Source organism: Mesobacillus subterraneus (assembly GCF_000934845.1).
In the GTDB taxonomy this organism is placed as follows: Bacteria; Bacillota; Bacilli; order Bacillales; family Cytobacillaceae; genus Mesobacillus; species Mesobacillus stamsii.
Map to the genome: position 1 here is coordinate 1 of NZ_JXIQ01000150.1, position 8006 is coordinate 8006.

At 41.4% G+C, this 8006-nt stretch carries 8 protein-coding genes; 3 read left to right on the forward strand and 5 right to left on the reverse strand.

What is annotated here, in order from left to right; translation table 11 throughout:
• Nucleotides 1–209: 209 nt before the first annotated feature.
• Entirely contained in the window at nucleotides 210–1064 is an 855-nt protein-coding gene (locus UB32_RS16590) for a Ku protein (protein WP_044395782.1), read from the reverse strand.
• Nucleotides 1065–1189: 125 nt separating this feature from the next.
• Here UB32_RS16590 and UB32_RS16595 point away from each other — a divergent pair, with 125 nt between their 5' ends.
• Nucleotides 1190–3025: a DNA ligase D gene (locus UB32_RS16595; RefSeq protein ID WP_241768534.1), complete on the forward strand. Its 1836-nt coding sequence runs from the start codon at nucleotides 1190–1192 to the stop codon at nucleotides 3023–3025.
• 46 nt (nucleotides 3026–3071) lie between these two features.
• Here UB32_RS16595 and dapF read toward each other — a convergent pair whose 3' ends face one another.
• The 3 genes from dapF to UB32_RS16610 form a co-directional block, all read right to left on the reverse strand.
• Entirely contained in the window at nucleotides 3072–4052 is a 981-nt protein-coding gene (dapF, locus tag UB32_RS16600) for a diaminopimelate epimerase (RefSeq protein ID WP_044395784.1), read from the reverse strand.
• A 131-nt stretch (nucleotides 4053–4183) separates the two neighbouring features.
• Nucleotides 4184–4975 carry a hypothetical protein gene (locus tag UB32_RS16605; protein WP_044395786.1) on the reverse strand — a complete coding sequence of 264 codons (792 nt, stop codon included), beginning with the start codon at nucleotides 4973–4975 and terminating at the stop codon, nucleotides 4184–4186.
• A 170-nt stretch (nucleotides 4976–5145) separates the two neighbouring features.
• A complete protein-coding gene (locus UB32_RS16610; protein WP_044395788.1) occupies nucleotides 5146–5466 on the reverse strand; it encodes a DUF4870 domain-containing protein in 321 nt (106 codons plus the stop codon).
• Between the two features lie 434 nt (nucleotides 5467–5900).
• Here UB32_RS16610 and UB32_RS16615 point away from each other — a divergent pair, with 434 nt between their 5' ends.
• Nucleotides 5901–6461 (forward strand): GNAT family N-acetyltransferase, encoded by a 561-nt coding sequence (locus UB32_RS16615; RefSeq protein ID WP_044395790.1) that lies wholly within the window; start codon nucleotides 5901–5903, stop codon nucleotides 6459–6461.
• Between the two features lie 46 nt (nucleotides 6462–6507).
• Here the strand turns inward: UB32_RS16615 and UB32_RS16620 are convergent, their stop codons facing one another.
• Nucleotides 6508–7284 carry an SDR family oxidoreductase gene (locus UB32_RS16620; protein WP_044395792.1) on the reverse strand — a complete coding sequence of 259 codons (777 nt, stop codon included), beginning with the start codon at nucleotides 7282–7284 and terminating at the stop codon, nucleotides 6508–6510.
• Between the two features lie 156 nt (nucleotides 7285–7440).
• On the opposite strand from UB32_RS16620, the gene UB32_RS16625 reads away from it, so the two are divergent.
• Nucleotides 7441–7911, forward strand: coding sequence for an Hsp20/alpha crystallin family protein (locus tag UB32_RS16625; protein ID WP_044395797.1), 471 nt, complete (start codon nucleotides 7441–7443; stop codon nucleotides 7909–7911).
• Nucleotides 7912–8006 lie beyond the last annotated feature (95 nt).

Here is an 8006-nt window from a genome sequence, read left to right on the forward strand (position 1 = left end):
TTGATATTTTCTCTCTAACCGTCGATAAAACCGCCATAACCGTTGATATTTTCTCTCTAACCGTCGATAACGCCTATAGTCGCTCTTACATCTCTCTTACAGTCCATTCACACCCCTCAAAACCAATAGAATCATTAAAACCCCGGTTTATAAATTCTGATTTTATGATAAAAACCGGCCATCATAAAAGCCAGGCCGGCATAAGTTCATCAGGCTTGTTTCTTTTCCTTTGCCTTTGGTTTTATGGCTGTTTTCTTTTTCTTTGCAGCGGCAGGTTCCTTCTTTGCTTCTGGCTTTGTTCGGTCAATAGAAGCCTGCAAAGCTGCCATTAGATCTGTCACATTGGATACAGGCTCTTTTTCTGTTGGTATCACCAGTTCTTTGCCGGTGCGTTTTGCTTCAATCAAGTCTAATAATGCTGTCCGATATTCGTCTTTATATTTATCTGGTTCAAATTCGGTGGTCAATTGATCAATGAGCATGATGGCTGTTTCCAGCTCTTTTTCGGTCACCTTATCATCCGAAGGGACGTTTGGTACATCCACGGTTTTCCTGACTTCATCTGGGAAATGAATTGTTTCCATGACCAAGGTGTTATCATATACCCGGATTACAGCTAACTGTTCCTTGGCACGAATCATGATTTTCGCAATACCTACCTTCTGTGATTCCTCCAGTGCCTTTCTTAACAGAGAATAGGCTTTTCCGCCGCTCTCATTTGGTGAGATAAAATAGCTTCGTTCAAAATAAATTGGGTCAATTTGGGCTATTTTCACAAAATCAATAATTTCAACGGCCTTGTCTTCATTTTCTTTCCTCAATGCTTCTAAATCTTCCTCTTCAAGGATGACAAACTTCCCTTTCGTGTACTCATACGCTTTGACAATGTCTTCATTCTTCACTTCTTTGTCACAAACCGGACATGTTTTTTCATATTTAATCGGCGAGTGGCAGTCTTTATGAAGTGTTCGAAGCTTAATGTCTTTATCCTCCGTTGCAGCATGAAGCTTGATTGGGATATTAACAAGCCCAAAGCTGATGCTCCCCTTCCAAATTGTATGCATGGCATTCTCCACCTTATCTTTTTAATACTAACTTGCTTCATAATTCATAAATCATTCATGAAAACATTACTAGTTTGCACGCAAACTGGGACAATATAAATAAGACCGACGAAAGGATGGGTAGAATGCTGAAACCGATGCTCCCAACACTTGCATTTGAAGCACCCCGGGGAGAAAAATGGCGTTATGAAGTTAAATATGATGGCTTTCGAGCGCAATTGTCCTGGGATCATGAAATCGAAATGACAAGCAGGAATGGGAAGGAGTTGCTGCCATTGTTCCCGGAAATCTCTGACTTCCTTCACGCTAATAAGGAGAGGTTTGCGCCCTATTTGCCACTGACTTTTGATGCCGAACTTGTTTCCCTTGAAAACCCGTATAAAGCAAACTTTGGAGCCATCCAAATTAGGGGAAGGATGAGGTCTCAGGAAAGAATCAGGGCGGAATCAACGAGAAATCCTTGCCGGCTGATGGTTTTTGACCTTCTAAAAATAAAAGGAAAAAGTTTGACGAGTGAGAGTTACCAAAACAGACGCAATCAGCTCAACAATTTATTCACACAACTTGAGTTGCCTCCATCTCCGAACCCTCAACATCCGGAGCTTTTACAGCTTGTTGGCAGTGAAACAAATCTGGATAGCTTATGGGAAATAGTTGTTATGTATGACGGTGAGGGAATCATTGCAAAACAAGTCAATAGCAAATGGGAGGAAGGAAAACGTACACAGACATGGGTAAAAACAAAAAACTGGAAATATGTCTCCTGTTTTGTGACTGCTTATGAAAAAGCAAATGGATATTTTTATCTCTCTGTTTATAAAGGGCAGGAATTACACCAAATAGGGCTAGTAGTCTTCGGCTTTAAGCCTGAGGAAAAAAATTCTCTTCAGCAGATCATCAAGCAGAACAAAAGCCGTGAAGATCATCAATTCATCTATGTGGAGCCAGCAATCTGTCTGGAAGTAAAATACCTTGAAATCTATGAGAACCAGCTCCGTGAGCCCCATTTCCATCAATTCAGGTTTGATTTAACTCCAGCAGCCTGTACGTATGAAAAATTTATTCTTCAGCAAAAGAATCTGCCCAAGAATTCGGAAATCACGCATCCTGACAAACCGCTTTGGGAAGATCCGCCAATCCAAAAGATTGATTATATCCATTATTTAAGGGAAATCTCGCCGTATATGCTTCCTTTCCTTAAAGATAGGCATTTAACAGTAATCCGTTTTCCGCATGGCATGTTCGGAGAAGCCTTTTACCAAAAAAACGTCCCTGATTATGCACCGAAGTTTGTCCAAACTTCCCATTGGGAAGGCATTGAGTACATTGTCTGCAACAATATGCAGACACTTTTATGGCTGGGGAACCAAATTGCCGTCGAATTTCATATTCCTTTTCAAACGATCCATAGCAAAGGGCCGGAAGAAATCGTTTTCGATCTTGATCCTCCGTCAAGGGAATATTTCCATCTGGCAATTAAAGCTGCGATGGATATTAAGGAAGTCCTTGATGAACTGAAGCTGATCAGCTTTCTAAAAACATCAGGAAACAAAGGGCTACAAATTTACGTTCCACTTCCTTCCAATAAATACAGCTATGATGACACCAGATTGTTTACCACTTTTATCGCCAACTATCTCGTCTCAAAGGACCCTGATTCTTTCACGATCGAAAGGCTGAAAAAAAACAGAGGCAACAGGCTGTATGTCGATTATATCCAGCATGCGGAAGGCAAAACGATTGTCAGCCCCTATTCCGCCCGAGGACAATCTCATGCCGGTGTGGCAACACCACTCTTTTGGGAAGAAGTGACCGAGGACTTGAAAATCGAGGATTTCCATCTCGGAGCGATTAGCGAACGTGTAAAAAAGTTAGGCTGCCCGTTCCGAACTTACTTTGCTGCAAAAGCCGAGCAGGATTTCGAGCCAGTTTTAGACATATTAAAAAAGAAAAAATCCTGAAGCGGACCGTCAGGATTTTTTCTAGCCTTGAATATGTCTATGCTTTTTAAAATCTGCTGAGATACTTTTTGGCATGCTCCTGCAGCTTTTCATATTGTGCATCTTCATGGAAGTTTTCCTGTTCAAAAATTTCCGTAAGGATTCCATCGACAGTAAAATCAACGTCCATCTTGGCGGAATAGACAAAGGTTGCGTTGCCAATCAAGTCAATGGTGAAGGTATCACCCTTCTTATGGACTGCACACCGTACCATTCCACCATTGTTGTACACATCAATTGGCTGTTCCCATTCATTTTCATTCATCAAGCATGTAACAAGAGTGGAGGCCGACATTGCTGTGCCACAGGCGTTTGTATAGCCGACGCCTCGCTCATACGTCCTGACAAAAATACTTCCCTTTTCCAGTAGCCTGATAAAGCTGACATTCACTCCATCAGGAAATAAATCATTAGGCTGGTTCACTTTTACACTAAGTTCAGTCTGCAAATTAGAATCTAACTGTTCTTTGCTAACAATGGTTGTTAAGTGCGGATTAGGAACCGCCAGCGCTGTGAATGTTAATTCGTCTGACAATCCTGGAATCTTCTCCTGGAGTAGGGTATCCTGTTCCAGATTTAATGGCAAATCCTTCAAATGAAAAGTGACCGGAGAAATTTCTACTTGATAGGTTGGAATACCACTGAAAATTTCTTCATGCTTCCTGACCTTCAGGTTAGCTTTCAGCGTTTCAATGACTGCTTCCTCCACTCCCAGCTTCTCGCATACATACCTGCCAGCACAACGAAGACCATTTCCGCACATCGATGCTTCCGTACCGTCCGAATTAAAAATGCGGTATTGCGCCTCCGCGACCTTGCTAGGACGGATGAACAGGATACCATCTGCCCCCAGCGAGTTTTCCCGGTCACATAGCGCCAACGCTAAATCCCGCCTTTTAAAGTCATCCAATTGATAATTGCGATCACTTTCATCAATCAGCAAGAAATCATTATTCGATCCATGGCATTTTATTAAATCAATCAACATTTTTACGCCCCCAAAATCCTTCGTTATATTACAAGATGCCATAAATATCGGAATTGTTCAATAGAATCGCTGTCTTGCAGCAAATTATCCATCTTTTTTCAGAAAATTCACAGCGTGGGAAACTTTTCAAACTAATGATCGTAATACATATAGCGAATGGCAAGAGCAGCAAATACTGTTAGCCGCTCATCCTTACTTAAATGATAGTCGAAGGCAAGTACGGGTGTATTTGCCTCTTTAAAGTACTGAGTCCACTCAAGGGGCATCCAGCCCGTTTGAAGTCTGGCCGCGACCCCCCCTTCTGTCCGTATCAGCTTCATATCATGGTGCAGGCCGAAGCATTCTTCGACTTTCAATTTTTTTCCGTTGTTTACAAACGCCATGCCAGTAGTACCCGACTGCTTTCTACCTGGATAAAATAACCCGATGACTTCCCCTTGTGAATTCCGTAATTTCAACCTTCTCCCCTCTTCGGAGAGGCTGCCTTCCATCTTCCCACGAAAGTCATAAATTCCAATCTGCTTCCTGATTTTTTTATCAACAAAGCCAGGGAGGACCCAGCGGTATTTCCTAACTTTGACTTCTCTCAGTTCCCCTGCAGGCATCCCATCAGGAGTAAACAATAGCATTCTTAAAGCAGGTGCAGGAGCAAAAGCTAGAAGAAGGCTGTTTTGCTCGAATAGTTGTTTATCGTGATAGCAGGAAACTGGGATAGGTGTCCCTTCTGTCTTATTTTTATACGCTATAAAACCAATATAATGGATCAGGCTGACAGCCAGAAAAGGAGTCGAAACAAGGAAAAAAGGCAACTCCCAGGCAAGGATTAGACTGAACGTTACAGTCACCAAAAGAATTACAGCTGATAAGATAGAACTATTTAAATGAAGATAGGCCTTTTGTTGGTAAAACTCCCGGATACTCATATCTATTATCTCCTTGAAGAAAATCTATTTCATCATTCTATGTCTATTATTTAAGGCGACAAGTCATGCTAGATTTTTCTGAAAGAAACAAAGCTGATGGTTATCCTATACGGAGGTAAAAAAAACGATTCGGCAGGAATACTGCCGAATCAAGGAAACATCTTTTTTACCTACAAAATCCTAAAGATGAAGGGAATTCGATATTCCTTCCCTTCATAAGCTTTTATTGCACCCACAATCGTGAATATCACCGCCAATATCCCGATGATCCACAACATAAAAATTCCAATCAGCAAAATGACAAGAATACCGCTGACAATTCCATATACAGTATAAGAAATAAAAAAGTTCATATATTCTCTTCCGTGGTAATCAATATAGCTAGAATCATCTTTTTTTATAAGCCAGATAATGAGTGGTCCTAAAAACGCGGTGAAAAAGCTGATTAAATAAATTCCGGCTGCAAAAAGCCGTTCATCATTTCTTGGCATAGTCGTTCCCCCTTAAATTCCTATAGTTAACTATACGAAATGGCTGTAAAAAAGTTTCATGTTTGCCGAACTTTTTCATTATAATCGCACCGTAGTTGGCTTTCCAGTTTGGAAAATCTGTAAAGGAAATGGAAGCAAATTATTTATCAAAAATAGTCGAAAAGCAGTGTAGATTTTTGGCAAAAAAACGCAGAAAAAAAAGATAAAAAACCTATTTGCTTTTTTGTGATTATCATGTAATATACTTCTTGGAAATACAATTTCATAAAGCAATATGATTAGGGAAGGCAAATGGTGCGCCACCAGTATCCTGGTTCTAGTGGGTTCGATTCCCACCCCGGAATTTTTTAGCAACTTACAAAAAATTTCGAGGGTGGCCGTACAGTACATTCGTACGCGTACGGGACAGGACTGCCCTGTGTGGAGGGATACTAATGCTCAAGAAACGCGATCTTCATGATTGTCACGAGTTATTTGAGCTGATGGCGCATCCGGACGTCTTTCCTTTTGTGCGTCAAAAAGCCAATTCTTATGAAGAATTCGTATTTATTACGAAACAAACGATGGAAGCGGAAGAACAGGGTAAACTGATTTCTCGAACGATCCTTGATGAATGGGGCGCACCGATTGGCACAATCAATCTTTATGACATTCAGGAAGGCGCTGGATTTTTAGGTACATGGCTAGGCAAGCCTTATCACGGCAAGGGCTATAATAATTTGGCAAAGGATGCCTTTTTTCAGGAATTATTTTATGAGCTGGGGATTGAGACGATTTTCATGAGGATCAGGAAAGTGAATGTCCGCTCTCTCAAGGCTGCAGAGAAGCTGCCTTATGCTGTGAAAGCAAACGATACACGAAAAAATATTTACGAACAACTAAATGCTGCCGGAGATGTTTATGACCTTTTTGAAATTCCAAAAGATCAATATACGCTTTATCTTAAGAGATTTGTTCCCCAGGAAGAAGAAACTTCACAATTACTGGAAGCATAAAGAAAACGCCCTTTTCGGGCGTTTTTTCTATTTTGAATGATCACATTTATTTTTCCCGAAAGATTTTACCTAAAACATCCTTTCCGCCAGTGATCGGAATGATACTGCCAGTTATAAAACTGGATTGTTCGTTCGCCAGGAAGCTGATGACTCTTGACACATCTTGTCCGGTACCCGGCCTACCTACCGGAACAGTTGGATCCGCAGTATAAAGGGAAGCTTCGATTGTTTTCTCCTTCCAATCACCAATGATGTCTCCAGGACAGACCATATTTGCAGTAATGCCATTCTCTGCCTCTTCTAGCGCAATCGTTTTTGTCAATGAAGCCAAGCCGGATTTAGCGGCTGCAAATGCAGACCTGTAAATCCAGCCAGGAGCTGACTCGACCCTGTCAAAACCAACCGTAATAATTCTCCCCCACTTCCGCTCTCTCATTGAGGGAATGATAAGAGTTGATAAATAAAAAACAGCGTTCAAATTTCCATTAATAATATAATTCCACTCATCAATGCCATACTCCCCCATTTTTTTTCTTTCAGAGACATATGGTCCTGCATTATGAACGACAATATCAATGGCAGAGAAATCCTTTAATGCGTCAGCAACAATTTTTCTGCATGCCTCATATTCCGTAATATCCCCTTGAATGCAAATATTCCTTGTACTATACCTCTCTGTTAAATAGGCAGCGAGCTCTAACGCTTCATTTTTGCTGTTTCGGTAATTGATGATTACGTTGATTCCTTCGGCGGCAAGCTGCTGGGCTGTCCGTCTTCCGATTCCGACCGCACCCCCGGTAATTAAAGCTGTTTTATTTTTCACAATATATACTCCTCATCTTCGTTAGACTCCTTATCCCTATACTAAAAAGAAGCTGCCTGTTTTGCAACTTTTAGCATGACTCTCATTTTAACCTCTGGGCAGCTGCCTGCATATACTATCCATATCGATGATGGGCTGATTGAAAGGCGGGATATAATGTTTCCATGGAATATGTTTCCGTTCGATAAAAATTCACAGAGGAAGTTTCTGGAGATGAAACCGGAAGAAATAGAGAACTATGTTCAACAAATGATGGGAAAAATGCTCCAGCCGGATATAAAAGGGATGTTTAAGCCTGAAGATTGGTTAAAAGGAATGCAGCAGCAAAGCACTCCGCCATCAGATACACCGACAGATCAACTGAATGTCGACATTTTCGAAACCCATGACTTTGTATATGTCAGAATTCCGTTAAAAAGTGACTGGCTTAATAAAATGAAGCTGTTCTACACAACAAATCAAGTAATTATAGAACATATACCCGAATTGGATGATAAACACACCGTTGTATTGCCTGCAACTGTGAAGCGCAAGGGGGCATCCGCAACCCATCGCGATGGAGTAGTAGAGCTTCGTTTGCCCAAAAGCGTTGATCTCCAATTTTCCGAAATCGACATTTCCACTTAAGAAAAGCGCAAGCGCCTTGGTCAGCCCCGACAAGCGCTGGAGGGCCGACCGGTGAAGTCGTTCTTTGACTTCATTGGGCGGACCGAAGCGACTCG

What these genes read in the sequence shown, in the direction of transcription:
- UB32_RS16590 (WP_044395782.1), bottom strand. Translation starts at nt 1,064, where the DNA reads ATGCATACAATTTGGAAGGGGAGCATCAGCTTTGGGCTTGTTAATATC.
- UB32_RS16595 (WP_241768534.1), top strand. Translation starts at nt 1,190, where the DNA reads ATGCTGAAACCGATGCTCCCAACACTTGCATTTGAAGCACCCCGGGGA.
- dapF (WP_044395784.1), bottom strand. Translation starts at nt 4,052, where the DNA reads ATGTTGATTGATTTAATAAAATGCCATGGATCGAATAATGATTTCTTG.
- UB32_RS16605 (WP_044395786.1), bottom strand. Translation starts at nt 4,975, where the DNA reads ATGAGTATCCGGGAGTTTTACCAACAAAAGGCCTATCTTCATTTAAAT.
- UB32_RS16610 (WP_044395788.1), bottom strand. Translation starts at nt 5,466, where the DNA reads ATGCCAAGAAATGATGAACGGCTTTTTGCAGCCGGAATTTATTTAATC.
- UB32_RS16615 (WP_044395790.1), top strand. Translation starts at nt 5,901, where the DNA reads ATGCTCAAGAAACGCGATCTTCATGATTGTCACGAGTTATTTGAGCTG.
- UB32_RS16625 (WP_044395797.1), top strand. Translation starts at nt 7,441, where the DNA reads ATGTTTCCATGGAATATGTTTCCGTTCGATAAAAATTCACAGAGGAAG.